Below are 23,413 nucleotides of genomic sequence, written 5' to 3'. Positions count from 1 at the left end.
CCCGTGCACCGCTAGAGCAAGCTCCCTAGCGATTTAGGATGCCTCACCTACACTGCGCTTCAGTCGGCCCTTACAGTACATGACAGGCACCAATTTGCGTTTGCTTAGAAGCAAATAACGGCGTGCAAATGACTTAACCCTTCTGGAGTTCACCATGGTCACCAAACTGAAAAAAAACAAGACATCGAAAAAAGCCGATGTGCCGCTGACGGGATCGGTCAAAGACTCAGCGCAGCAAATCTGGCAAGCTGGCTTGGGTGCTTTCAACAAGGCCCAGGCCGAGGGCAGCAAGGCCTTTGAAGCCCTCGTTAAGGAAGGCGTGAGCCTGCAGCGGAAAACGCAAGCCGCCGCCGAAGAGAAAATCTCGGAAGCCACCAACAAAATGTCCAGTATGGCGACCGACATCTCGTCCAAGGCCTCTGGCCAGTGGGACAAGCTGGAGAATATCTTTGAAGATCGCGTGGCCAAGGTCCTGAACAAATTGGGGGTGCCCTCAGCCAAGGATGTCAATGCCCTGATCGCCCGTATCGATGAGTTGAACAAGAGTGTCCAGAGACTCTCGACCAAGGATGCAGCGCCCAAAACCGCATCCAAAGTCGCATCCAGGGCGGCGCCGCGGGCCGCTTCCAGAGCCGCACCGAAACAAACCACCAGAGTTACGGCCAAGACAGTGATCAAGGCTGATCCCGCGACAACACCGGATAGCGCGGCCAAAGCTGCCACAAAGCGCGCGGCCGCCCGGAAGACCGCGACGGCCCCAACACCGGTCTGATTGCGGGTAGGCAAGCGACGGTTGACGGAGATTCCGGTACACGAGCTGCGGAAGACTCTTGCCAAGAGCGCGTTCAGGCGCTCTCTTTTGGTTCTTGCATTACGGCGCCATGCTGCATCGCAACAAACTCTCCGGTCCATCAGCTCTACACTTTGCGCCTATGAAGCGTAAAACCTCGCGCCCACCCAGAATCGCTTTGGCCTTGTCGGGCGGTGGGCCCTTGGGGGCGATTTATGAGGTGGGCGCACTGTGCGCGCTGCAGGAGTCCCTGAACGGCGTCGACTTCACCCAGCTCCACCACTACGTGGGGGTGTCGGCGGGCGGCTTTATTGCCGCCGCCCTGGCCAACGGCATCACGCCGCGCGCGCTGTGTGCGTCGTTCATTGAAAACGACAACGAACCGTCCGAAACTTTCGATCCGTCCTGGCTGTTAGCGCCGGCGTACGGTGAATTTTCGCGTCGTGCCACCCTGCTGCCGGGCCTGTTGGTATCCGCCATGTGGCATCTGACCGCCGGCCGCAAGTCCTTCGTGCATGCGCTGGAGCGCCTGGGCCCTGCGCTGCCCACCGGCGTTTTTTCCAACGAGAAGATCAACATTGAGCTGAGCCGTCTGTTCTCCCAAGCGGGTCGCACCAACGACTTCCGCCAACTCAAGACCCGGCTCACGCTGGTCGCCACCGACCTGGACACCGGCGAAGCTGTCCCCTTTGGGCGCCCCGGCCGGGACCACGTCCCCATCTCCAAAGCAGTACAGGCCAGCTCGGCCCTGCCTGGCCTGTTTCCACCGGTGGAGATTGATGGCAGCTACTACGTGGACGGCGCCCTGACAAAAACCATGCACGCCTCCGTCGCCCTGGATGAGGGTATCGACCTGATGCTGTGCCTGAACCCGCTGGTGCCCTTCGATGCCACGGCGCCCAATGTCGCCAAGGTGATGCAGCGGGGACTGTCCGCCGACAAACACCACATTCCGCGCATCGTGGACGGCGGTTTGCCTGCGGTGATGAGCCAGACCTTTCGCTCCATGATCCACTCGCGCATGGTGTTGGGCATGAAGCAGTACGAGCGCAGCTATCCCGACACCGACATCATCCTGATTGAGCCCGACCACCGCGACCCCGAGCTCTATCTGGCCAACACCTTCAGCTACGCCCAGCGCCGCCACTTGGCCGAGCATGCCTACCAGCAAACCCGCCAGATGCTGCGCTCGCACAAATCCGGCCTGTCGGCCAAACTGTGGCGTCATGGCATCACCTTGCACCATGAAGCACTGGATGACCCCAAACGACATCTCAGCGGGCCGCTCAAGGCACCCACGCAAATAGGTCAGGCGATCTCCCGGCTGGAGGAAATCATGGTCGATCTCGGCCACGTCGTCCGGTCAGAAGCACACAAGGGACATCCAACATGGTGAAAAAGGCGCCCCGGCGCACGGCCGAGCGGATTCTGGAAGTCACGCTGGCACTATTCAACCGCTTTGGCGAGCCCAATGTATCCACCACCCTGATCTCGGCCGAACTGGGCATCAGCCCGGGCAACCTTTACTACCATTACCCGGCCAAAGACGAACTCATCAATTCGCTGTTTGACCGCTACGAGCGCGCCCTGAACGAGTTGCTCAATGCCAGTGATGGCGTGCGCGACGTGGAAGACGCCTGGTTTTTCATGCACACCCTGTTTGAGCTGATCTGGCAGTACCGGTTTTTGTACCGCGACCTGAACGATTTGCTCAGCAAGAACCGGCGCCTGGAAACCCACTTCCAGTCAGTCCTCAAGAACAAAACCCGTGCCGTGAAGGCGCTGCTGGACGGTATGAGCCGCTCCGGTGCGGTTCAAATTGATTCGCGTGAGGTCGAAGCCACAGCGACCAGCATGGTGGTGGTCCTCACCTACTGGCTGAGTTTTGAGTATGTGCGCGATCCGCGTAAAGCCCTCGAACCTGAAAACGCGCAATCAGCCCTGCTGCGGGGCGCGCAACATGTGTTGAATCTGCTGGCACCCTATCTGGAGCAGGGCCAGCGCATGCATTTACTCAAATTAGTCGGCGCCTACAATAACAGCGACAAATAAAAAAGTAAGTAGAACAGAGGAGTCAACCATGGCCAATTGGACCGCCTTCCCCTATGCGGGCGATTACGTTTTTGACGCTGCCCGTGTCAAAGCGCACTGGGCGCGTTTGCATGCCGGCGACGCCGAGCCGCTGCCCGAAGATGCCAAAGTGCTGGAGGCCTGGGCCCTGTTCCACAGTGGCGAATTCCGGCAAGCCATGGACATGGGAATCCATATTGGCGGTGACGGTCTCACCGTGGCCAACAAGGCCGCCTGCATCTACGCCACCTACCTTGAAAAGAAAGAAAAAGCCCGGCTCGACCTGTACATGGATGTCGTGCGCCGCGCCGAAGCGCAAGCCCAGGACAACCCCGACAACATCAACGCCTATTATTGGCAAGCTTATGCTCTGGGGCGCTATAGCCAGGGCATCAGTGTGGCCAAGGCTTTGGCCCAGGGGCTTGGCACGCGGGTCAAGGGATCACTGGAAAACGTGATCAAACTCCAGCCCAAACACGCCGATGCCCACATCGCGCTGGGGGCGTTCCACGCCGAAGTCATCGACAAGGTCGGATCGCTCATTGGCGGCATGACTTACGGCGCCAAAAAAGACACTGGCCTGGCACTGCTGCAGGAGGCCCTGAAACTGAACTTCGAATCGGCCATTGGCATGATCGAATACGCCAACGCCATGGTGATGCTCGAAGGCGACAAGATGATCAAGGAGGCCACTCGCCTGTACCAGCGGGCCGCTGCGGCCCAACCCATGGATGCGATGGAACGGCTGGACGTGGAAATGGCCAAGGTGGAGCTGGAAAGCTGATCAGTCGCCCCAGGGCAGCATCAGCGTCAGCAGGGTCAGTTTGGCAAATTCCGGCTCGAACTTGTCAATGATTTTCTGCGGATCAGGACACAGCGTCGAGTCACTGATAACGCCAAACTGCACGCCCCCGCCGTAACTCAAGATCGAGACCCCCAGACCCACGGTGCCGGATTGCGGGACCCACACCAGGTTTTGCTCCAGCGTCGCGCCGCAGAACTTGAGCTTGTTCCGGGGTCCCGGAACATTCGTCATGACGGCGGTAGTTTTCCTTGAAAACAGGCTGAGCATGGCGTCTTGCGCTGGCTTGACCAGCAACCCCGCCACCGCCAGCAGACCGAAGGCCAGCAGGGGTTGCATGCTGCCTTTCATCTCGCCCATGCGACGCCGCACCTCGTAGACCCGCTCCACGGGATTGGCCATGCCGATGGGCAAGATCACGGGTGCCAGGCCAAAGCGGTTGCCCAATTTGTAGGCGTCTTCAATCGGGCGCAGGTTCACCGGCACCATGGCCCGGATTTCCTTTTGCGCAATCTCGTCGCCAAAAGACTTGAGATAGCTGCCAATGGCGCCGGCCACGCAGCTCAACAAGACATCGTTGATCGAGCAGTTCAGCGCCCGGCCGACGGCCTTCACTTCTTCCAGCGGAATCGGCTGGCACCACGCCACCCGTTTGCTCGTGCCAGGGGTGCCTTTGAGTCGGGTGGACGAGTCGTCGGGCATAAGCGCCAGCGCGGCCGCATCGCGCACCACCTGGTAGGCCATTTTGGCCAGTTCGGCTGAGGCGGCCAGGCCCTTCTCAAGACCTTTTTTCGGCTCACCCAGCAGCTCCATGGCGTTGACCGCCCCATCGCCCGCGACACCGAGGGCTTTCACCGCCACATCGGTGAAAGGCTTGATCAGGGTATCGGCAATCCAGTCCTCGGCCCCCTCCAGCCCCTCACGATGCGCGGCCTTGAACGAACGTTGGGGTGGCGTCGCGCCGCCATCCACCAGCGACTGGGTGACGGCAATCAGGGCAATGCCATCGGCAATGCAATGATGAATGCGCGCCATCATGGCCGAGCCGCCCTGGTAGTGCTCGACCAGATGGAACTGCCACAGCGGATGCTGCATATCAAGCGGCTGCATGGCGAGTTCCGCCAGACGGTCCTGCAAGGCCTGCTGCTCGCGCCCTTTTGGCACAGCGGGTAGTTTCTCGCGCACCACATGGCGCTCGATCTGAAAGTCGGGGTCGCTGACCCAGCTCGCGCCGGTGGCATCCAGCTCCACCCGCTGGCCGAAGCGCGGGTACTGCAGCAGGCGCTCTTTAATGCGCTGGCTCACGGCCTGGTAACTGACGCCCGGCTCGATGATCCAGACGCCCACGATCATCATCAGATTGGTCGGGGAATCCATGCGCAACCAGGCGGTATCCACCTTGCTCATGCGCTCGCGCGTCGACGCCTGCTCGCTGCGGGTGCCGCTGGTGCTGGCCGTGCCCTGACGCGCGGCCTTTGGGACAGGCTTTTTAACGGTTTTTTTGGCAATGATTCGGGTAACCATAAGTCTCCAGAGGGACAAGGAATGGCGGAAATACCGTTGTTGGGGACGCCACCCTATTCTGTCGGCAAAACGGCCCGTAAGATACTGCGCACATACCCCATATGCATGGGGTATCCACCTTATCCGGAAAAAACCATGTCTGACCTGAAAACAAAATTTGACGCCGCGCTGGCCAACTCAAAAAACCTGACCGAGCGCCCCGACAACGCCACGCTGCTCAAGCTTTACGCGCTGTACAAACAGGCCAGCACTGGCGACAACACGGACAAGAAACCCGGCTTCAGCGACATGGTGGGACGCGCCAAATGGGAGGCTTGGCACGGGCTCAAAGGCACCAGCAGCGAAGACGCCATGCAGCAGTATGTGGACCTGATTGAGTCCCTGAGCTAGAACATTCCAGACGCATTGACGGGCCCAGGCCCGTCAATCATTTTTTCTTGAGCCCGTGCGCTTTCGCATGTGGCTTGACCTTGAGCAAGTCATCCAGATTTTTCACGATCTCACTCTCGATGGTGGCCTTGAACGCGCCCAGCAGGAAACCCAGTTTGGCATTGAGCTCGAACTTGTCCTTGGTGACCACCAAGGTGCCTTGCACACCGGAGCGGCTGAAACCCACCTCATCCACCGATTTGCCCTCTTCGTAGGTGCAGTCCATGCCGAACTCTACTTCGACGTGTTCCGCCCATTTGAAGGCGATTTTTCGCGCTTCAGGCAGGCCCAGTGCGTGTTCGCGCAAGATATGAAGATCAGCCAATTTCCAGCTCCGTTGGTATTTTTTTCAGGGCCCGAGCCCGCTCCGGGGCCGGCATCTCCGCCAGCCGCCTGACTGCATCATAAAACCGCTGCCAGTCCCGGCCTTCGCGTTCAAACAAAGCCTCGAACGCCGGCACCAGTTCATCGTAGGCAGCCTGCGCGCCGAAGGCGGCATTGTTGGCGCTGGCCACCCAGGCGTCATAGGCGCCGTAGCCGCCCCAGCTGTTTCTCAAGCGGCCATAGTCGTCACGGAAATCCTGGATCGCTCTGTTTTTCATAGCTAGAAGCGCTTGTCTATCGGGGGCTAGAGGCTTGTTTTGCTTGTAAATATCAGCGAGCCGGGTGCGCGTGGCCAGCAACAGCGCGCGAAACTGGCGACGCCGGGCGTCAAACTCGGCGTACTCTTTTTTGGCCGCTTCCGAGCCCTGCACGGAGAGCCAGCGCTCGCCCCCCAGGCGCTCGACCGCTGTGGCAAACGACTCGTTGAACACGGTGTCATCCCTGACATACAGCACCTGGTGCGCCAGCTCGTGAAAGATCATGCGGGCCAGCTCGCCTTCCGGGTAGCCGATGAAGGTGTTGAGCAGCGGGTCGCCGCCGGCCCAGTTCATCCAGCCCAACGTCGAGTAGGCCGGGACACCGTAGACGCGGACTTCCAGACCCTCGGCGGCCAGCGCCCGCGCTTCAACCTGCGCCTCGGCTTCGCTGAAATAGCCGCGGTAGCCGACGCAGCCAGTCACCGGGAAACACCAGGTTTTGAGGGTGAGCGACAACTCGGGGGCGGCCACCACATTCCACACGGCGAAGCGGCGCTGCAAATCGGCGTAGCGGTGGTAGCTGGCGTTGTCAGGCAACTTGAGCTCGGTCACGGCAAAGCGGCGCATGCGCTGGGCCAAGGCCAGGCGCTGCTTCAGGGTCGGCGCGATCTGCTCATCGGCCAGCACTTGGTCCACTGGCCGGGCCGCCTGCATCAGATGCAGGTGGCCACCCACCGACTGCAGGTAATAGCGGGTGTCTGCACATGCGGTCACGCCCATCGCACAGGCCACGATCAGGAAAACTCGCAGTCCTCGACGGAGTCCATCAAGCGGGACCACGGCATTTAAGGTATTCAGCAACATGGGGGTACGCATTGACGCCATTGTGCAGTTTAAGATCTTGGCGACCTCCCACCGCGTCCGTCCGGTCCTGTGCGTCGGGTCCGGGCTTACGCCGACGCTGGATCATGGAAGCGCACGGCATTGCGCCCGCACGCCTTGGCCTGGTACATCGCCGTGTCCGCCCGCTTGAGAATGTCATCCGCCGTGTTGGCCTGCTCGGGAAACATGCTGATGCCTATGCTGGACGTACAGCGGTGCTGCACATGGGTGTCCGGGCCATCGTCATGCGCCACGGTCAGGTCATACGGTTGCTCCAGCGCATGGCGAATCTTCGCCGCAACCAGGGTGGCCTGAAGACGCGCCGCATCCAGTCCGGCATCGAGCTCGCCCAGTACCACGACAAACTCGTCACCGCCGAAGCGTGCCACCGTGTCGACCTGGCGCACACACTGGGTGAGGCGTCGTGCCACGTCCTGCAGCAACATGTCCCCCACATCGTGTCCATGGGCATCGTTGAGCGGCTTGAAATTATCCAGGTCGAGAAACAACAGCGCCCCATGCTGCGCGCTGCGCGTGCAGGCCGCCATCGACTGCACGAGCCTGTCATTCAGCAGGCGCCGGTTTGGCAGTTGGGTGAGTGCATCGTGAAACGCCAGCCGATGAATTTCCGCCTGCGCCCGCTTGCGTTCGGTGATGTCCTGAAACACCACCACCGCCCCGACCCGCTGCCCGTCTTCGACGATGGGCGTGACCGTCATGGAGACGGCAAAGCCCGTGCCATCCTGGCGCCAGAACCACTCCGCTTCAAGCCGGCGGTGTTGCCCGTCGCGCAACACGGCATGGATCGGGCATTGCCTGTGGGGGTAGGGACTACCGTCCTCGTGGTGATGGTGAAACAGGGCATGCGGATACTGTCCCAGGATGTCCGCCTCCGTCAGCCCCAGCATCGCCAGCGCGGCCGGGTTGGTAAAGGTCGTCCGGCCCGCGGCGTCGACATCGAAGATGCCCTCGCCGACGCTGTTCAGTAACAGCTTGTTGCGCTGTGCCAGCCGCTCAATGTCCCGGCGGGCATTTCGCCGCAATGTGTTGTCGCGCACCACTGTGAAAAAGCCTTCCGCCGCTTGCGACGCGCCATGGATGTGACTCATCGTCACCACAAAGTGATACGCCTGTCCGCCATCCACTGCGGCGTAGTCAAAGGTTTGCGCTTGATCATCCACCAGCAGTGCCGCGATGGCGGCAGCAAACAACTGGCCGGCGGCCGCTGGCAACAGGTCCTGACAGGTTTTTCCCACGATCTGCCCATCGGACGAGCAGAACGGCGGATGGCTGGAATTGTCTTTCGGGACAAAGTATTCCAGCACGCGACCCTGGGCATCCAGTACCACGACGGTGTCCTGCATGGACGCCATCAGCGAGGTCAAGCGGGCCTCGCGCGCGACGCGCTGCGCCTCGTTGCGCTTGCGCTGACTGATGTCGCGACTGGCGGCATACAGGTAATTCTGACCCTCGATGCAAACGCCGCTGGCATGCACCTCGACATCCAGCAAGGTTCCGTCCTTGCGCCGATGCACAGTCTCAAAAGCCCCACCATGCTGGATCAGTTCATTGATTTTTTGGCGCAGCTCATCCTCACCCCAGATCACATTCCACTGGGCCGCATTGGCGTTTTCAAGTTCTTGCGCCGTGTAGCCCAGCATGCGCACGAAGGCGCCGTTGGCCTCGATCAGCCGCCCGGTACTGTCTAGAACGTGGATGCCCTCTGTGGCGGTCTGCATCAAAAGCTGGTTGCGTTGCACCAGCGCCACGGCCGCCTGCTCGGCTTGCTGGCGCTCCGTGATGTCGGCGGCAAAAACCGCCACCGAGGCAATGGCGCCGTCGGGCCCCGCCACCGGGTAGTAGTTGAGCGCAAAAGCCCGGTTGGCACGCATGTCTTGCGTGTATTGCCCCTGGCCCGTGGCAAACACCTCCGCCAGCGAAGCACGGCGCGTGGCCGCCACACCGGGTGGAAATTTGTCGAATACACATTGGCCCAGCAGTTGCCCGGGCTCGCTGTTCATGCGGTGGGCGGCCGTGGCATTGATCGCCAGCAGCACGCCGTTTCGATCTGCCAGAAAAATGCTTTCTGACGTGGCATTCAGAATGGCCTCGAATTGCTCCTTGCCATGGCGCAAGGCCGCCTGTGTCCGCTCCCTTTCGCTCACATCACGAAAGCTCCAGACGCGTCCGACGATCTGCTCGTCCAGACACTGGGGTTGCGAATGGCGCTCGAAAACACGGCCATCCTTGAACCGCAGGGTGTCAAAGCTGGACCGCTCGGGGTGCGCATACAGCTCCCGTACTTTCTGCAGAAACTGCTCTGGATCGACCAGTTGCTGGGCCACATAGGCCACCAGGCCGCTGTCTTGGTACGGGTTCAAATATTCCGCCGGAATGCGCCACAAATCAACGAAACGCTGGTTGTAGGTCTCCATCTTGCCGTCGTTATTCACCACCAGGATGCCATCGGTGGCGGCTTCGATCACGGCGCGTTGCAGGGACGCGGCCCGGCGCAGGCTGCGAACCAAGCCGGGAATCGGCAACAGCACCAGCCAGAAGGCGACTGCCCCGATAAACCACCCCGTGAGCGGATTGCCAACAAAGTAAGGAACGGGCACCAGCTGCGCCGATTGCAGCACGACATACAGCAGCCAGGCCAGCAAGTAGGCGACGCCAAAAAACACCCCCGCGCGCACATGAATCACCACCGCCAGCATCACCGCCATGGCCAGGGCGGTGGCGGCGCTGTAGGGTGGCAAGCCAGTGAAAATCAAACCCACCAGCAGCACCCACAAACCGCCCGCGAAGTACAAAAGGGACTTCTGCGGCTGGCCACGGCGACTCATACGCCAGGCCAGCCACACCGCAAGCATCATGCTCATGGCAATAACCGCGCTGACCGTCTTGCGGTAAAACACGAAAGGCACGCCAATCGTCAAAAAGACGGTGCAGACCAGAAAAAAAATGCCGTAAAAGCGGTTCAGCAGTCGGGTATAGGACGATTGCGAGCTGAGGGAAACGAGGGGCATGGCATCAAGTCAGTGAGGCAGCCGGCGGGCCGCGATGTCTGTATAAGAAACTCATCTGATTGGAACAGCATTTTCGTACAGCGCCACGCCCCAGCCGAAGGTGTCAACGGGCTTGTTGCTCGTCATCCGAACTGATTTCGACCCCGATGGCGTTCGGCATTCCTATGCGCGGCGTCTCTGCCATGAGAAACAGACCGTGATACGCTGGCCACCAAAGTATGGAATTTCATCAACTCAGTTTGGAGAAGAAATGACGGCTTATCTCGTGGTGGAAAACTGTCGGTCAAGCCAGCAATCGGCAGATAGAACCGTCTTCATTCTGGACGGCATTTAAAGAAGACTACTTAGGAAGCAATCCCAATGATTTACAAGTTCAAATCCAAAACCACCGGTGATGTCATCATGCTGGAGCCCAATGGCCGGCGTGTGCTGGAGATCATCGGCAAAGACACCGCAACCGGCAAAGGCATCATCCTGCCCGAACAAATGTCTGCGGCCATCGCGGCACTGGAAGCGGCGGTTGCCCAGGAAGACGCCGAGCGCAAGGCCGCCGTGGCGGATGCGCTGGCCAACCAGGAGGCCCCGCCCCGCTTCGAGGCGATCTCATTGCGCCAGCGCGCCCTGCCCTTTATTGACATGCTGCGCCGCTGCGAGAAGGCCGGCACCGAGATTGTCTGGGGCGTTTAGGGGCAAATCAAGGTCAATCGACCTTGGCGCCGGACGCCTTCACCACCTGCGCCCACTTGGCTATTTCTGCGTCGATGAAGCGGGCAAATTCCTGGGGTGTATTGCCGCTGGGAATGGCGCCCTGGGCCAGCAGCTTTTCCTTGATGGCGGGTGAACCGAGCGCCTTGGCGGTTTCCTGCTGAAGCCGGGACACCACATCAGCCGGGGTGCCCGCCGGTGCCAGCAAGCCAAACCAGCTGCTGGCCTCAAAACCCTTGAGCCTGGCCGCTTCTTCAATGGTCGGTAACTCGGGCATGGCCGCCGAGCGCTGCGCGCTGGTGACCGCAAACGCCTTGAGCTTGCCGCCCTTGATCTGTGGCATGGCGGACGGCAGGTTGTCAAACATCACATCTACATTGCCGGACACCATGCCCATCATGGCGGGGCCCGAGCCACTGTAGGGAATGTGCGTCATGTAGGTTCCGGTCATCGACTTGAACAACTCGCCAGCCAGGTGAATCGAGGTGCCATTGCCACTGGACGCCATGTTGAACTGACCCGGGTGAGCTTTGGCGTAGCGGATGAAATCCGGCACATTGTTGATGCCCAGCGCTTTGGCCTTGTCGGCGTTCATCACCATGACATTGGGCACCCCAGCCACCAGCGTGACGGGGGCAAAGTCTTTTTGCGGATCGTAAGGCAGCCGGCTGTAGAGCGACTTGTTGATGCCGTGGGTGCCAACGGTGCCCATCAACAGCGTGTAACCGTCAGCCGGTGACTTGGCCACCATGTCGGCGCCCAGGTTGCCGCCGGCACCGGCCCGGTTGTCGACAATGAAGGTTTGTCCAAAGGCCTTGGACAACTCGGGCGCCACCGCACGGGCCAGAATGTCGGTCGTGCCCCCAGGCGCGAACGGCACCACGATTCTCACCGGCTTGCTGGGCCACGAGGTCTGCGCCGAGGCTTGATTAGCTATCGAAACAATAGCTACTCCCGCACAAATGGCGAGGACTAGGCGGCGAAAAGGCTTGAATTTTAGGGTCATCTAGGTCTCCTTGAATGCAGCAACACCGTGTGCCGATGCTGTTGAGAATACAAAAAAAGCCGCCGGACGCGAGTCGGGCGGCTTGAATGCGGATGCGCGGGAATCAGTCGGCGAACTTGCCGGCAGCCTCGATCACCGGTTTGAGCTTGGCGATTTCGGCCGCCACAAAAGCCTTGTGCCCGGCGGGCTCCATGCGTTTGTCGGTCACGACGATGGCGCCCAGACCTTCCTGTTTCTTGATGAACTCGGGGTCTTTCAGCGCCAGCTTCATGGCGTCATTGAGCTGCTTGAGCACCGGTGCCGGCGTGCCCTTGGGGGCGTACAGACCGTGCCAGATCGTCAGGTTGAAACCCTTCAGACCCATCTCCTGCAGGGACGGGTAATCCTTGAGCAGCTTGTGGCCGGAGAGCCGGCCAGCCGTGGTGACGGCAAAGGCCTTGACCCGACCGGATTCAATCTGGGCCGTGGTGTTGGTGGTCTGGTCGCACATCACATCGACCTGCCCGCCAATCAGGGCGGTCATGGCCGGCGCAGTTCCACCAAACGGAATGGTGGTCATGGGCTCCTTGGCGTTGACCGCCGTCTGCCACATCAGGCCGCACAGGTGGGAGGCCGAACCCAGGCCAGCGTGCGCAATATTGAGACTGGCGCTGTTGGTCTTGATGTAGTTCTCAAAATCGCGGTAGGTGTTGGCGGTCAATTGCGGCTTGCCGATCAAGGTCATCGGGACATCGTTGACCATGCCCAGGTACTCGAAATCTTCCAGTGGCTTGTACTGCAGCTTGCGGTACAGGCCAGCCGTGGCCGCCATGCCGATATGCCACAACATCAGCGTGTGGCCGTCCGGATTGGCCTTGGCCACCTTGGTCGCGCCAATGGTGCCGCCCGCGCCGTTGACGTTCTCCACCACGAAGTTGGCACCGCCGCCCATGGTCTTGCGCATGGCCTCGGCCAGATCACGCGCCACCCGGTCAGTCGGCCCGCCGGCAGCAAATGGCACCACGATGGAAATTGGCTTGCTGCCGGGAAAACCCTGAGCATTGGCAAACAGTGCAGTAACTGCAGCTGCAAGAACTAAAACACGCTTCATGAAACGACTCCTGATAAATATCAAAGAGTTATCGTAGGGCTCGAAGGCTTGCTGTGCAATACGGAAACTACTTAGAAAAAAGCCGTATTCGAATTTGCTTGAACCAGGTCAACGTCACTGGTAGCTGCGGGCATCCTCGATCACTTTGCCGTCATTCGGCAGGCTGCCGGGTAGCAGGACTTCGACATGGCCCCTGAGCTTGGTGACGTCACGAATGGCCTCCCCTATTTTGGCCACCAACGCGTCTGGTCCGCTGCAGGCGGTCTCGACCTTGAGGGTCATGACGTCGTTGGCCATCTCGCCGGTCACGACGAGGCGCGCCCGAGTCACTTCCGGGAAGCGCTTGATGATGTCGGCGACCTGCCCCGGGTGCACGAACATGCCGCGGATTTTGGTGGTCTGGTCCGCCCGCCCCATCCAGCCTTTGATGCGGGTGTTGGTGCGCCCGGTGGGGCACGGTCCGCTCAGCACCGCAGACAGGTCGCCGGTGCCAAAACGAATGAGGGGATAGTCGGGGTTGAGCGTGGTCACCACAACTTCACCCACTTCGCCCTCAGCGACCGGGTCGCCGGTGCCGGGTCGCACGATCTCCACAATGACGCCTTCATCGATCACCAGGCCTTCGCGCGCTGAAGTCTCGTAGGCGATTGATCCCAGGTCGGCCGTGGCATAGCACTGGTAGCCGGCAATGCCGCGCTCGGCGAACCAATCGCGCAAGGAAGGCGGAAAGGCTTCGCCCCCAAACATGGCTTTGGTCATGCTGGGCAAAGGCACGCCCATGTCGGCGGCCTTGTCGACAATGATTTTCAGAAAGCTGGGGGTGCCGATGTAGCCTGCGGGCCGAAGCTGCGCCATGGCCTGCACCTGTTGCTCGGTCTGGCCGGTGCCGCCGGCAAACACGGTGCAGCCCAGCGCATGGGCGCCGGACTCCATCATGGAGCCGGCCGGCACAAAATGATAGCTAAAGCAGTTGTGGATCAGTTCGCCGGGGCGAAAGCCCGCCGCATAGATGGCACGCGCCATACGCCAATAGTCTCTCGCCGCGCCTTCGGGCTCATAAATGGGACCGGGGCTGGAAAAAATGCGTGGCATGCGGGCGCCATAGCCCACGGTGCTGAAGCCGCCAAACACATCGCTGCCGGCGCTGCGGCTGGCCTGCTGACGCTCCAGCAGTTCATGCTTGCGGGTGACGGGCAGGCGTGCCAAAGCAGCCCGACTGGTCACCTCCGTCGGATTGACGTCTTTCAAGATGTCGGCTAATGCGGCCGACGATTTTCTGGCGTGGGCCACCTGGCCCGGCAAGGCGGCCATCAGTGTCGTTTCACGCATGGCGTGGTCGCGCGTTTCCAGCACGTCAAAATAATTGGTCATGGTTTCTTCCGGTGAGGCGCCGGCCACTGCTGTGCCGGCGTGGGTTCAAACTTACTAGGCCAGCCAGCGCTTGCGCCGCTTGTAGCTCTTCACATCCTTGAAGCTCTTGCGCTCGCCACCGCCTACGCCCAGGTAGAACTCCTTGACGTCTTCGTTGTTCGCCAGGTCACTGGCAACACCGTCCATCACGACGCGGCCGGACTCCATGATGTAGCCATAGTCGGCGTATTTCAAAGCCATATTGGTGTTCTGCTCGGCCAGCAAAAAGGTGACTTTTTCTTTGTGGTTAAGGTCTTTCACAATTTCGAACACCTCCTCCACGATCTGCGGCGCCAGGCCCATCGAAGGTTCGTCCAGCAACACCATGCTGGGGTTGGCCATCAGAGCCCGGCCAATCGCGCACATCTGCTGCTCACCGCCCGAGGTGTAGGCGGCCTGGCTGGTGCGCCGGGTTTTGAGGCGAGGAAAGTAGTTGTAGACTTTTTCCAGGTTGGCGGCGACCTCCGCCTTGTCCTTGCGGGTGTAACCGCCGGTGAGCAGATTTTCCTCAATGGTCAGGTGGGCAAAACAGTGACGCCCCTCCATCACCTGCACCACGCCGCGCTGCACCAGGTCTGCCGGCGAGAGGTTCTCGATGCGTTCGCCGCGCAACTCGATCGAGCCCTTGGTCACCTCGCCGCGCTCGCCTTTGAGCAGATTGGAAATGGCCCGCAAGGTGGTGGTTTTACCCGCACCGTTGCCGCCGAGAATGGCCACGATTTTTCCTTCCGGCACGTTCAGGGAAACCCCCTTCAGCACCAGAATGACGTGGTTGTATATGACCTCGATGCCATTGACGTTAAGAACGATGTTTGGAGTGCTCATGATGTTGTGTGGTTGCCAGCCGAAAGAGCAGCGCATCTGCTCTTTCGGCTGGAGGTTCGCTTGAACCTCCAGCGTCATCCGTACGACGACAGGGATTAAAGGCCGGCAGTAGACTGGCATTCCGCAGGGGTGCGGGGGGTCAGCTTCTTGTCGGCGGCGTACTTGGCGGCGGTGGCTTTGACCAGCGGCTTGAGGACTTGCTCATCAGCCTGCAGCCAGTCAGAGGAGAACGCCCACTTCTTGCCATCCCAGGTGTGCACGCGAGCCCAGTTGGAGCCCATGTGGTCCGCACACGAGGTGCTGATCGGACGCATGACACCGGCAAAGCCCAGCGCATCGAGCTTCTTCTGATCGAGTGCGAGGTTTTCATAGCCCCAGCGCGCCTGTTCGCCGCTCATCCACTTGCCTTTGCCGAAGCGCTCCTGCGCACGGCGCACGCCTTCAACCGCCAGCATTGCGCTCATGGCACCGCGCATGTACAACACCTGACCCACCTCTTCCTTGGGTCCGCTGCCCTGGCCCTTGGCATGGACCATTTCCAGGACGTCTTTGACCACTTTGGACTGCGGCTCGGCGCCGTGTTGCATGGTGACGGCGTTGTAGCCTTTTGCCCCTTCACCCACGTCCTTCACGTCCGGTTCGGCACCCGACCACCAGACGCCGTACATTTTTTCCCGCGGGTAGCCGGTGGCTTGCGCTTCCTTGAGCGCGGTTGAATTCATGACGCCCCAGCCCCACAGCAGCACGTAGTCGGGCTTGGCCTGGCGGACTTGCAGCCAGGTTGACTTCTGGTCAACACCGGGCGCGGTCACGGGCAGCAGTTGCAGATTGAAGCCATGCATGGCGGCACGCTCCTGCAGCAGCGGAATCGGCTCCTTGCCATAGGGTGAATCGTGATAGACCAGCGTGACCTTCTTGCCCTTGAGCTTGTCCAGTCCGCCTTCTTTCTTGCCGATGGTCTGCACCAGTGCATCGGCTGCCAGCCAGTAGGTGCCAGCCAGGGGGAAGTTCCATTTGAATACGTTGCCGTCCTGGCTCTCGCTGCGGCCATAGCCGGCCGTGATCAGCGGAATCTTGTCGCCGGGGGCCTTCTCGGTGAGGGCGAAGGTGATGCCGGTGGACAGCGGCTGGAACACCGTGGCGCCGCCATGTTTGCCCTTCAGGCGCTCATAGCACTCCACGCCGCGCGCGGTGTCGTAGCCGGTTTCGCACTCTTCATAAATGATCTTCACGCCGTTGATGCCGCCGCGGGCATTGGTCAGTTTGAGGTAGTCGGAATAGCCATTGGCCCAAGGCACGCCGTTGGGCGCATAGGGACCGGTGCGGTAGGGCAGACCCGGGAAGAATTGCTCCTTGGCCTGGGCGATAGCGCCGGCGCCGGCTGCAGCCAGGACGCTGGCCAGCACGATGTTGCGGATTTTCATGGAAGTCTCCTCATATGTTGGCACTTGCATGCCTGTAGTTAACGAACGAAAAACACGGTTGACGAACAAAAAATTCAATGCGGAAAGGGCCACAGCCGCAACTTTTGCTTGCTGATGGACCACAGTTTGGCCAGGCCATGGGGCTCCACGATCAGGAACCAGACGATCAGGGCGCCAAAGATGATCAGTTCGGCGTGCGAGATGCCCGACGTTGAGATGTCGATGCCAAACAGGCGTCCCAGCAAAGGCAGGAACTGGTTCAGGGCGATCGGCAGAATCACAATAAATCCGGCACCGAAGAAACTGCCCATGATGGAACCCATGCCGCCAATGATGACCATGAACAGCAACTTGAAGGACAGGTCCACCGAAAACGCGGCTGGCTCCCAGGCGCCCAGATAGACAAAGCCCCATAGTGCGCCCGCTACACCCACAATGAAGGAACTGACAGCAAACGCGCTGAGCTTCGCGTACATGGGCCGGATGCCAATCACGGCAGCGGCCACATCCATGTCGCGGATGGCCATCCATTCGCGGCCAATGGCGCCGCGCACCAGGTTCTTGGCCAGCAATGCCAGCACCACCAAAATTGACAGGCACAACAGGTACTTGGAGGTCGGGCTGTCAATTTGCAGGCCAAACACTTGCAGGCCCGACACCGAGACCGAGCCCGACGGCGAGTCATTGGTGAACCACTTGATGCGCAGGAACATCCAGTCGCTGAAGAACTGGGCGGCCAGCGTGGCCACCGCCAGATACAGCCCCTTGACCCGCAAACTGGGCAAGCCAAACAGGATGCCGAAGGCGGAAGAGCACAGGCCCCCGAGGATGAGCGCCGGAATCAGCGGCAAGCCCGGTATGCGTACAAAGAAATTGAAGGCGGCGTAGGCACCGACGGCCATGAAAGCCCCAGAGCCCAGTGAAATTTGTCCGCAGTAACCGACCAGAATATTCACCCCCAGGGCGGCCAGGGCCATGATCAAAAAGGGAATGAAAATCGCCCGGAACATGTAGTCGCTGCTCAGCATGGGCACGACGAAAAAAGCCGCGGCGATGACCAGCAGTACGGCCCAGCGATCCTGCGCAATCGGAAAAATCTGCTGATCAGCGCGATAGCTGGTTTTGAACTGACCGTTTTCTCTGTAAAACATGATGCTTCTTCTTTGTAATGCGGTCAGACACGGTCGATGATTTTTTCGCCGAACAAACCTTGCGGCCGGAACAGCAGAAACAACAGGGCCAGCACATAGGCGAACCAGATCTCGATACCGCCGCCCACGTAAGGGCCCAAAAACACTTCGGACAGCTTCTCACCGACGCCAATGATGAGCCCGCCAATGATGGCGCCCGGCACCGAGGTCAGGCCGCCCAGAATCACCACCGGCAGGGCGCGCAAAGCCACGGTCGTGAGCGAAAACTGAACGCCCAGCTTGCTGCCCCAAATCATGCCGGCGACCAGCGCCACCACACCCGCCACGCACCAGACAATGACCCAGATGCGGTTGAGCGGAATGCCGATGCTTTGCGCCGCTTGATGGTCGTCGGCCACGGCGCGCAGAGCGCGCCCGGTCGCGGTTTTCTGGAAGAACACACTGAGCAGGGTGACCAGCACGGCGGCAATCAGGGCGGCGTAAAGATCCTCCTTGTTGATCAGGATGCCGCCTTCAAACATGGACTCAAAAGCCATGATCGGCTCCTTCGGCATGCCGATGTCAATCTTGTAGATGTCACTGCCGAAAATGGTCTGCCCCATGCCATCCAGAAAATAGCTGATGCCCAAGGTGGCCATCAGCAAGGTCGTGCCTTCCTGGTTGACCAGGTGGCGCAGCACCAGCCGCTCGATCACCCAGGCCACGACAAACATGATCACGCCGGCAATCACGAAGGCGAGCAGATTGGCCGCAACGGGGTTGGTGATGCCGGTTAGGGCCGGAATCCACTCGGCAAAGCGCGCCATCGCCAGCGCCGCGAACAGCACCATGGCGCCCTGCGCAAAGTTGAATACGCCGGACGCCTTGTAGATCAACACAAAGCCCAGCGCCACCAGCGAATACAGCATGCCGGCCATCAGGCCGCCGAGCAAGGTTTCAAGAAAAAATGCCATCTCAATTGCCCTTAATGTGAGGTGCCCAGATAGGCGCTGATCACTTCTTCGTTGTTGCGTACTTCGTCCGGCGTGCCATCGCCAATCTTCTTGCCGTAGTCCAGCACCACGACACGGTCGGAAATATCCATCACCACGCCCATGTCGTGCTCGATCAGCACGACGGTGGTACCGAACTCCTGGTTCACGTCGAGCACGAAGCGGCACATGTCCTGCTTCTCTTCCACGTTCATGCCGGCCATGGGTTCGTCCAGCAGCAGCACCTGCGGCTCCATGGCCAGCGCGCGGCCCAGGTCAACGCGCTTTTGCAAGCCGTAGGGCAGCTGCCCGACAGGCGTCTTGCGGTAGGCCTGAATTTCCAGGAAGTCGATGATGTGTTCAACCGCTTCGCGGTGCATTTCTTCTTCGCGCTGCGCCGGACCGATGCGCAGCGCCTGCCACAGCAGATTGCTCTTGATCTTGAGGTTGCGCCCGGTCATGATGTTGTCGATCACGCTCATGCCCTTGAACAGCGCCAGATTCTGGAACGTACGCCCGATGCCCATGACAGCCACCTGGTGGCTGTCCATGTGGCTGAAGGTCTTGCCACGAAAAGTGATGGAGCCTTGCTGCGGCGTGTAGACACCGTTGATGCAGTTCAGCATGGAACTCTTGCCGGCGCCGTTGGGGCCGATGATGGCGCGCACCTCGTGCTCGCGCACATTGAAGGAGATGTCGGTCAGCGCCTTGACGCCGCCGAAACTCAAAGAGATATTCTTGACGTCCAGAATGACGTCACCTATTTTCTTGCTCATGCGGCTGCCTTTACGGGTGCGAAAGTCTTCGCGTCGTCGATTCTGAGCGTGGCGCTGACGCTGCCGGTGCGGCCGTCTTCAAACTTGACCTGGGTTTCGATGAACTGCGAGGTACGACCTTCGTACAGCGCGTCCACCAACGCCTTGTATTTTTCCGCGATGAAGCCGCGACGGACCTTGTTGGTACGGGTCAACTCGCCGTCGTCGGCGTCCAGTTCCTTGTGCAGCACCAGGAAGCGACTGACTTGCGAACCGGCCAGCAGCGTGTCCACGCTCAGGTCGGCATTCACCTTCTCGACGCATTCCTTGATGAGCTGATAGACCTCGGGTTTTTGCGCCAGATCGGTGTAGCCGGCATACGGCAGGTTGCGCCGCTCGGCCCAGTTGCCGACGGCATCAAAGTCGATATTGATCATGACGCAGACTTTTTCGCGGCCGTCCCCATAGGCCACGACTTCCTTGATATGCGGAAAGAACTTGAGCTTGTTCTCCACATACTTGGGCGCAAACATGGCCCCGTCATTGGCGCCGCCCTTGATGCGGCCCACGTCTTTCACGCGGTCGATGATCTTGAGATGGCCCTGTGCATCGAGAAAACCGGCATCGCTGGTGTGGTACCAACCATCGGCGGTCAGCACCTCGGCGGTGGCGGCCGGGTTTTTGTAATATTCCTTGAGCAAGCCGGGCGACTTGACCAGAATTTCGCCGTTGTCCGCCACCTTGATTTCAACGCCGGCACAGGGCACGCCCACCGTGTCGGCACGGGCCTGGTGGTCGGGCTGCAGGCACACAAACACGGCGGTTTCGGTCGAGCCGTACAGCTGCTTGAGGTTGATGCCGATGGAGCGGTAAAAAGTGAACAGGTCCGGGCCAATCGCCTCACCCGCGGTATAGGCCACGCGCACGCGGCTCATGCCAAGGTTGTTGCGCAGCGGGCCATAGACCAGAAAATTGCCCAGGCCATACAGCAGGCCATCGACCAGAGAGAGTGACTTGCCGTCCATTTTGGTCGGCCCGACCCGTTGTGCGACGCTCATGAAATAGTGAAACATGCGGCGCTTGATGGCTCCGGCGTCTTCCATGCGAATCATCACGCTGGTCAGCAGCCCTTCAAACACCCGCGGTGGCGCAAAGTAGTAGGTCGGGCCGACCTCCTTCAAGTCGATGGTGACGGTGGCCGCCGACTCGGGACAGTTCACCACGTAGCCGCAGGCCAGCCACTGCGCATAAGAGAAAATATTCTGCCCAATCCAGGCCGGCGGCAAGTAGGCCAGCACTTCTTCGGCATGGGTCAGCTTGTCAAAGTCAGCCCCGGCCTTGGCCCGGTTCAGCAGCGAGTTGTGCGTGTGCACCACGCCCTTGGGGTTGCCGGTGGTGCCCGAGGTGAAGAACATGGCGCCGACATCGTCGGGCTTGATCTGGTTCACTTCAGCTTTGAAAAAATCAGTATGCAAGGCCGCAAATACCTTGCCTGCGGCCACCAGCTCATCCACCGCCGCCAGACCCGGCTCGTCGTAATTGCGCAGGCCGCGTGGGTCGTCAAAATAGATGTTGCTGAGTTGCGGGCACTTGTCGCGGATTTCCAGCAGCTTGTCGACCTGCTCCTGGTCTTCGGCGAAGGCAAAACACACCTCGGCGTCATTGATGGGAAACACGCACTCCAGCGCAGCAGCGTCCTGGTACAGGGGAATTGGAACAGCGCCCAGGGATTGCGCGGCCAGCATGGTGGCATACAGGCGCGGACGGTTGGCACCGACGACCACCATGTGATCGCCCCGGCGCAGACCAGCCTGATGCAAGCCGCAGGCGAGTTGCTCCACCAGCGCCGCCAGGTCAGCCCAAGACAGGGCCTGCCAGATGCCGTACTCTTTCTCGCGCATGGCGGGTTCAGTCGGCCGCTGGGTGGCGTGGCTTAAAAGCAATCGAGGGAAAGTGGTCTGCATCCCGGTACCTTGTCTTCATGTGGAAGCAACCTGGACACACCCTGCGCCCGTTGCTGGAATGGGGTGAATAATAGAACCTCATTTGACGCCAAGTTGTCGTTTGGACGACAATTCAGGCGTTTCTCGGTAGGTGTTTTCCCTTCACTTATCCGGACCTTACAGCCCGACACTGCCATGACCTCCGATGCTTCAGTCTTTCAGCGCCGCCGCCCCCTGACCGCTGCGGAACTCAATGCCATTCCGTGGATTGGTTTGTTGTCGCCGACGGAGTACGAGCGTGCGGTGGCCGACCTGAAGATCAGCGATGCCAGCCCCGGTGATTACATTTGCCGCACCGGCCGCCCCGTCACCTACTGGTTTGGCGTGGTGGGCGGGCTGCTGAAAATGAGCAGCGACAACGTCGAAGGTCATGCCATGACCTTCACCGGTGTGCCGCCGGGCGGCTGGTTTGGCGAGGGCACGGCCCTGAAGCGCGAAACCTACCGCTACAACATCCAGGCGCTGCGCAAGAGCCTGGTAGCCGGGTTGCATGTGGACACCTTCCACTGGCTTCTGGACCACTCGATTGGTTTCAACCGCTTTGTGATGAACCAGCTCAATGAGCGACTGGGCCAGTTCATCGCGGCGCGCGAAATCGACCGCATGAACAACCCGGACATCCGCGTGGCGCGCAGCCTGGCCGCGCTGTTCAACCCGGTGCTCTACCCCGGTGTGGGCGAAGTGCTGCGCATCACACAACAGGAACTCGCCTACCTGGTGGGCCTGTCGCGTCAGCGCGTCAATGAGGCCTTGACCACGCTGGCCGAGCAGGGCTCGATCCGCATCGAATACGGCGGCCTGCGTGTGCTGGATCTGGCGGCGCTGCGCTCCAGTGTTGTTTACCCGCCCCGCCCGGATTCGCGCGCCTGCAGGGCTTTGAATTCGGGATAGACCAGCGCCTCTTCCCGCGCGATATGGTCCCGGCACAGCGCAATGAACACTTCAACGTCGTGTTGGAACTCGGCTTCGTAGATCCAGTTATTGCCTGACGCAATGGCGCGCAACTGGGGTGCCAACTCAAGCCAGTTTTCCTCGATCCAGCCGTGGTCTTGCTGCAAGGTGCGCACAGCCGTCGCCAGCGCGGCATCGCCACCAGCGAGCAGCGGCGGAAATACGATTTTTTCTTCTTCCGCGTGATGCTGGCGCGAGGTGCCGGAGAAAAAGGCCTCGATCGCGCCAGCCTGCTGCTGGACTGCGGCGTCAACGCCCTCGGCCTCGACGCGCCGTGCCAATGCGGCCAGCTCGGTCAAGTGCGTGTGAATTTGCTCGTGGCATGCATTCAGCGTTTCAAAACTGACGGATTCGGGGGCTGTGCTCATGGTTCTCTCCTGGGGATTGCCACCATTGTCACGACGTGACCGCCCGGCTCTCTTGAGCCACGTCAAGTACTCGACATATTTGACAAAACAGGCCTGTAGCCCTTATTCCAAATGCGGAGTACGCTATTAATACAATAGCAAAAAACTTACCGCCACCGCGCGCCGGGATGGACTGCGCGCTACTGGTTGCCAATGATATTGAACACTTCGCCGCGTACTGCCGGATCGACCATGAACCGGGAATAGCGTGGACCCATTTTGCGTACGAACGGGGCGAAGTCGCTCACGGCCACGATTTGCGCGCCGTCTTTGACCACCGTCGCGCGGGCCGAGGCAACCCGCTTGTTCCATAGTTCGCGCATCAGCAACGCCGACTTCTGGCCGGCCTTGAGAAACAGCGCCTGGTCGTCCTGGCTGAGCTGACCCCAGAGTTTGGTGGATACCACCAGCACTTCGGGCGACGCCACATGGTTGGTCAGGTACGCGTACCTGGCCACCTTGTAGTGGCCGGTGGATTCATAGGCGGGCATGTTGTTCTCGGCGCAATCGACCTTCTTCTGTTGCAAGGCATCCTGCACCTCTTTATACGGCAAGGCCATCGGCGTGGCGCCCAGCAGCTTCACCATGTTGATACAAATTCTCGGACT

22 protein-coding genes are annotated in these 23,413 nt (G+C 60.3%); 7 read left to right on the top strand and 15 right to left on the bottom strand.

Annotated features, from left to right (window positions below):
* Positions 1-154 precede the first annotated feature (154 nt).
* The 4 genes from C5P05_RS10690 (at position 155) to C5P05_RS10675 (ending at position 3,644) form a co-directional block, all read left to right on the top strand.
* A complete protein-coding gene (locus C5P05_RS10690; protein ID WP_114969823.1) occupies positions 155-772 on the top strand; it encodes a phasin family protein in 618 nt (205 codons plus the stop codon).
* A 160-nt stretch (positions 773-932) separates the two neighbouring features.
* Positions 933-2,186: a patatin-like phospholipase family protein gene (locus C5P05_RS10685; protein ID WP_114969822.1), complete on the top strand. Its 1,254-nt coding sequence runs from the start codon at positions 933-935 to the stop codon at positions 2,184-2,186.
* Positions 2,180-2,842 carry a TetR/AcrR family transcriptional regulator gene (locus C5P05_RS10680; protein ID WP_114969821.1) on the top strand — a complete coding sequence of 221 codons (663 nt, stop codon included), beginning with the start codon at positions 2,180-2,182 and terminating at the stop codon, positions 2,840-2,842. The genes C5P05_RS10685 and C5P05_RS10680 overlap by 7 nt, the downstream gene beginning before the upstream one ends.
* A 28-nt stretch (positions 2,843-2,870) precedes the next feature.
* Complete coding sequence (locus tag C5P05_RS10675) at positions 2,871-3,644, top strand: hypothetical protein (RefSeq protein ID WP_114969820.1); 774 nt, start codon at positions 2,871-2,873, stop codon at positions 3,642-3,644.
* Here C5P05_RS10675 and C5P05_RS10670 read toward each other — a convergent pair whose 3' ends face one another.
* On the bottom strand, positions 3,645-5,186 hold the full coding sequence (locus tag C5P05_RS10670) for a wax ester/triacylglycerol synthase family O-acyltransferase (protein ID WP_420130741.1): 1,542 nt from the start codon (positions 5,184-5,186) through the stop codon (positions 3,645-3,647). It lies immediately after the preceding gene.
* A 135-nt stretch (positions 5,187-5,321) separates the two neighbouring features.
* Here C5P05_RS10670 and C5P05_RS10665 point away from each other — a divergent pair, with 135 nt between their 5' ends.
* Complete coding sequence (locus C5P05_RS10665) at positions 5,322-5,576, top strand: acyl-CoA-binding protein (RefSeq protein ID WP_114969819.1); 255 nt, start codon at positions 5,322-5,324, stop codon at positions 5,574-5,576.
* 37 nt (positions 5,577-5,613) lie between these two features.
* Here the strand turns inward: C5P05_RS10665 and C5P05_RS10660 are convergent, their stop codons facing one another.
* The 3 genes from C5P05_RS10660 to C5P05_RS10650 all read right to left on the bottom strand — a co-directional run bounded on the left by C5P05_RS10660 (position 5,614) and on the right by C5P05_RS10650 (position 10,107).
* Complete coding sequence (locus tag C5P05_RS10660) at positions 5,614-5,940, bottom strand: polyhydroxyalkanoic acid system family protein (RefSeq protein ID WP_114969818.1); 327 nt, start codon at positions 5,938-5,940, stop codon at positions 5,614-5,616.
* Positions 5,933-7,060 (bottom strand): aminopeptidase, encoded by a 1,128-nt coding sequence (locus tag C5P05_RS10655; protein ID WP_198674693.1) that lies wholly within the window; start codon positions 7,058-7,060, stop codon positions 5,933-5,935. Before C5P05_RS10655 ends, C5P05_RS10660 begins: the two co-directional genes overlap by 8 nt.
* A gap of 86 nt (positions 7,061-7,146) precedes the next feature.
* Complete coding sequence (locus C5P05_RS10650) at positions 7,147-10,107, bottom strand: PAS domain S-box protein (protein ID WP_114969816.1); 2,961 nt, start codon at positions 10,105-10,107, stop codon at positions 7,147-7,149.
* Between the two features lie 360 nt (positions 10,108-10,467).
* Here C5P05_RS10650 and C5P05_RS10645 point away from each other — a divergent pair, with 360 nt between their 5' ends.
* Entirely contained in the window at positions 10,468-10,794 is a 327-nt protein-coding gene (locus C5P05_RS10645; protein WP_114969815.1) for a DUF1840 domain-containing protein, read from the top strand.
* Between the two features lie 13 nt (positions 10,795-10,807).
* Here C5P05_RS10645 and C5P05_RS10640 read toward each other — a convergent pair whose 3' ends face one another.
* The 9 genes from C5P05_RS10640 to C5P05_RS10600 all read right to left on the bottom strand — a co-directional run bounded on the left by C5P05_RS10640 (position 10,808) and on the right by C5P05_RS10600 (position 21,408).
* A complete protein-coding gene (locus C5P05_RS10640; protein WP_114969814.1) occupies positions 10,808-11,818 on the bottom strand; it encodes a Bug family tripartite tricarboxylate transporter substrate binding protein in 1,011 nt (336 codons plus the stop codon).
* Positions 11,819-11,921: 103 nt separating this feature from the next.
* Positions 11,922-12,908 (bottom strand): tripartite tricarboxylate transporter substrate-binding protein, encoded by a 987-nt coding sequence (locus C5P05_RS10635; RefSeq protein ID WP_114969813.1) that lies wholly within the window; start codon positions 12,906-12,908, stop codon positions 11,922-11,924.
* Positions 12,909-13,022: 114 nt separating this feature from the next.
* Positions 13,023-14,279: a phenylacetate--CoA ligase family protein gene (locus C5P05_RS10630; RefSeq protein ID WP_114969868.1), complete on the bottom strand. Its 1,257-nt coding sequence runs from the start codon at positions 14,277-14,279 to the stop codon at positions 13,023-13,025.
* 54 nt (positions 14,280-14,333) lie between these two features.
* On the bottom strand, positions 14,334-15,143 hold the full coding sequence (locus C5P05_RS10625) for an ABC transporter ATP-binding protein (protein WP_114969867.1): 810 nt from the start codon (positions 15,141-15,143) through the stop codon (positions 14,334-14,336).
* A gap of 95 nt (positions 15,144-15,238) precedes the next feature.
* Complete coding sequence (locus C5P05_RS10620; protein WP_114969812.1) at positions 15,239-16,567, bottom strand: ABC transporter substrate-binding protein; 1,329 nt, start codon at positions 16,565-16,567, stop codon at positions 15,239-15,241.
* A 74-nt stretch (positions 16,568-16,641) separates the two neighbouring features.
* Positions 16,642-17,718 carry a branched-chain amino acid ABC transporter permease gene (locus C5P05_RS10615; protein WP_114969811.1) on the bottom strand — a complete coding sequence of 359 codons (1,077 nt, stop codon included), beginning with the start codon at positions 17,716-17,718 and terminating at the stop codon, positions 16,642-16,644.
* Between the two features lie 23 nt (positions 17,719-17,741).
* On the bottom strand, positions 17,742-18,671 hold the full coding sequence (locus C5P05_RS10610; RefSeq protein ID WP_114969810.1) for a branched-chain amino acid ABC transporter permease: 930 nt from the start codon (positions 18,669-18,671) through the stop codon (positions 17,742-17,744).
* Positions 18,672-18,682: 11 nt separating this feature from the next.
* A complete protein-coding gene (locus C5P05_RS10605; RefSeq protein WP_114969809.1) occupies positions 18,683-19,465 on the bottom strand; it encodes an ABC transporter ATP-binding protein in 783 nt (260 codons plus the stop codon).
* Complete coding sequence (locus C5P05_RS10600; RefSeq protein WP_114969808.1) at positions 19,462-21,408, bottom strand: AMP-dependent synthetase/ligase; 1,947 nt, start codon at positions 21,406-21,408, stop codon at positions 19,462-19,464. Before C5P05_RS10600 ends, C5P05_RS10605 begins: the two co-directional genes overlap by 4 nt.
* Positions 21,409-21,582: 174 nt before the next feature.
* On the opposite strand from C5P05_RS10600, the gene C5P05_RS10595 reads away from it, so the two are divergent.
* Positions 21,583-22,338, top strand: a complete 756-nt coding sequence (locus C5P05_RS10595; protein ID WP_114969807.1) for a Crp/Fnr family transcriptional regulator — start codon at positions 21,583-21,585, stop codon at positions 22,336-22,338.
* On the opposite strand, the gene C5P05_RS10590 is transcribed toward C5P05_RS10595, so the two are convergent.
* Both C5P05_RS10590 and dctP read right to left on the bottom strand, forming a co-directional pair.
* Positions 22,287-22,766 (bottom strand): hemerythrin domain-containing protein, encoded by a 480-nt coding sequence (locus C5P05_RS10590; protein ID WP_114969806.1) that lies wholly within the window; start codon positions 22,764-22,766, stop codon positions 22,287-22,289. The genes C5P05_RS10595 and C5P05_RS10590 overlap by 52 nt on opposite strands.
* Before the next feature lie 179 nt (positions 22,767-22,945).
* On the bottom strand, positions 22,946-23,392 hold the full coding sequence (dctP, locus tag C5P05_RS34445) for a TRAP transporter substrate-binding protein DctP (RefSeq protein ID WP_232834433.1): 447 nt from the start codon (positions 23,390-23,392) through the stop codon (positions 22,946-22,948).
* Between the last annotated feature and the right edge of the window lie 21 nt (positions 23,393-23,413).

It is taken from the genome of Rhodoferax ferrireducens (genome assembly GCF_003347515.1).
Classification (GTDB): domain Bacteria; phylum Pseudomonadota; class Gammaproteobacteria; order Burkholderiales; family Burkholderiaceae_C; genus Rhodoferax.
The sequence above is the reverse complement of the archived record's forward strand: the minus strand, read 5'-3'. Positions and strand labels throughout refer to the sequence as shown.

Coding starts and splice junctions, on each gene's coding strand:
- C5P05_RS10690 (WP_114969823.1), top strand. CDS start 155: ATGGTCACCAAACTGAAAAAAAACAAGACATCGAAAAAAGCCGATGTG.
- C5P05_RS10685 (WP_114969822.1), top strand. CDS start 933: ATGAAGCGTAAAACCTCGCGCCCACCCAGAATCGCTTTGGCCTTGTCG.
- C5P05_RS10680 (WP_114969821.1), top strand. CDS start 2,180: ATGGTGAAAAAGGCGCCCCGGCGCACGGCCGAGCGGATTCTGGAAGTC.
- C5P05_RS10675 (WP_114969820.1), top strand. CDS start 2,871: ATGGCCAATTGGACCGCCTTCCCCTATGCGGGCGATTACGTTTTTGAC.
- C5P05_RS10670 (WP_420130741.1), bottom strand. CDS start 5,186: ATGGTTACCCGAATCATTGCCAAAAAAACCGTTAAAAAGCCTGTCCCA.
- C5P05_RS10665 (WP_114969819.1), top strand. CDS start 5,322: ATGTCTGACCTGAAAACAAAATTTGACGCCGCGCTGGCCAACTCAAAA.
- C5P05_RS10655 (WP_198674693.1), bottom strand. CDS start 7,060: ATGTTGCTGAATACCTTAAATGCCGTGGTCCCGCTTGATGGACTCCGT.
- C5P05_RS10650 (WP_114969816.1), bottom strand. CDS start 10,107: ATGCCCCTCGTTTCCCTCAGCTCGCAATCGTCCTATACCCGACTGCTG.
- C5P05_RS10645 (WP_114969815.1), top strand. CDS start 10,468: ATGATTTACAAGTTCAAATCCAAAACCACCGGTGATGTCATCATGCTG.
- C5P05_RS10640 (WP_114969814.1), bottom strand. CDS start 11,818: ATGACCCTAAAATTCAAGCCTTTTCGCCGCCTAGTCCTCGCCATTTGT.
- C5P05_RS10635 (WP_114969813.1), bottom strand. CDS start 12,908: ATGAAGCGTGTTTTAGTTCTTGCAGCTGCAGTTACTGCACTGTTTGCC.
- C5P05_RS10630 (WP_114969868.1), bottom strand. CDS start 14,279: ATGACCAATTATTTTGACGTGCTGGAAACGCGCGACCACGCCATGCGT.
- C5P05_RS10625 (WP_114969867.1), bottom strand. CDS start 15,143: ATGAGCACTCCAAACATCGTTCTTAACGTCAATGGCATCGAGGTCATA.
- C5P05_RS10620 (WP_114969812.1), bottom strand. CDS start 16,567: ATGAAAATCCGCAACATCGTGCTGGCCAGCGTCCTGGCTGCAGCCGGC.
- C5P05_RS10615 (WP_114969811.1), bottom strand. CDS start 17,718: ATGTTTTACAGAGAAAACGGTCAGTTCAAAACCAGCTATCGCGCTGAT.
- C5P05_RS10610 (WP_114969810.1), bottom strand. CDS start 18,671: ATGGCATTTTTTCTTGAAACCTTGCTCGGCGGCCTGATGGCCGGCATG.
- C5P05_RS10605 (WP_114969809.1), bottom strand. CDS start 19,465: ATGAGCAAGAAAATAGGTGACGTCATTCTGGACGTCAAGAATATCTCT.
- C5P05_RS10600 (WP_114969808.1), bottom strand. CDS start 21,408: ATGCAGACCACTTTCCCTCGATTGCTTTTAAGCCACGCCACCCAGCGG.
- C5P05_RS10595 (WP_114969807.1), top strand. CDS start 21,583: ATGACCTCCGATGCTTCAGTCTTTCAGCGCCGCCGCCCCCTGACCGCT.
- C5P05_RS10590 (WP_114969806.1), bottom strand. CDS start 22,766: ATGAGCACAGCCCCCGAATCCGTCAGTTTTGAAACGCTGAATGCATGC.
- dctP (WP_232834433.1), bottom strand. CDS start 23,392: ATGGTGAAGCTGCTGGGCGCCACGCCGATGGCCTTGCCGTATAAAGAG.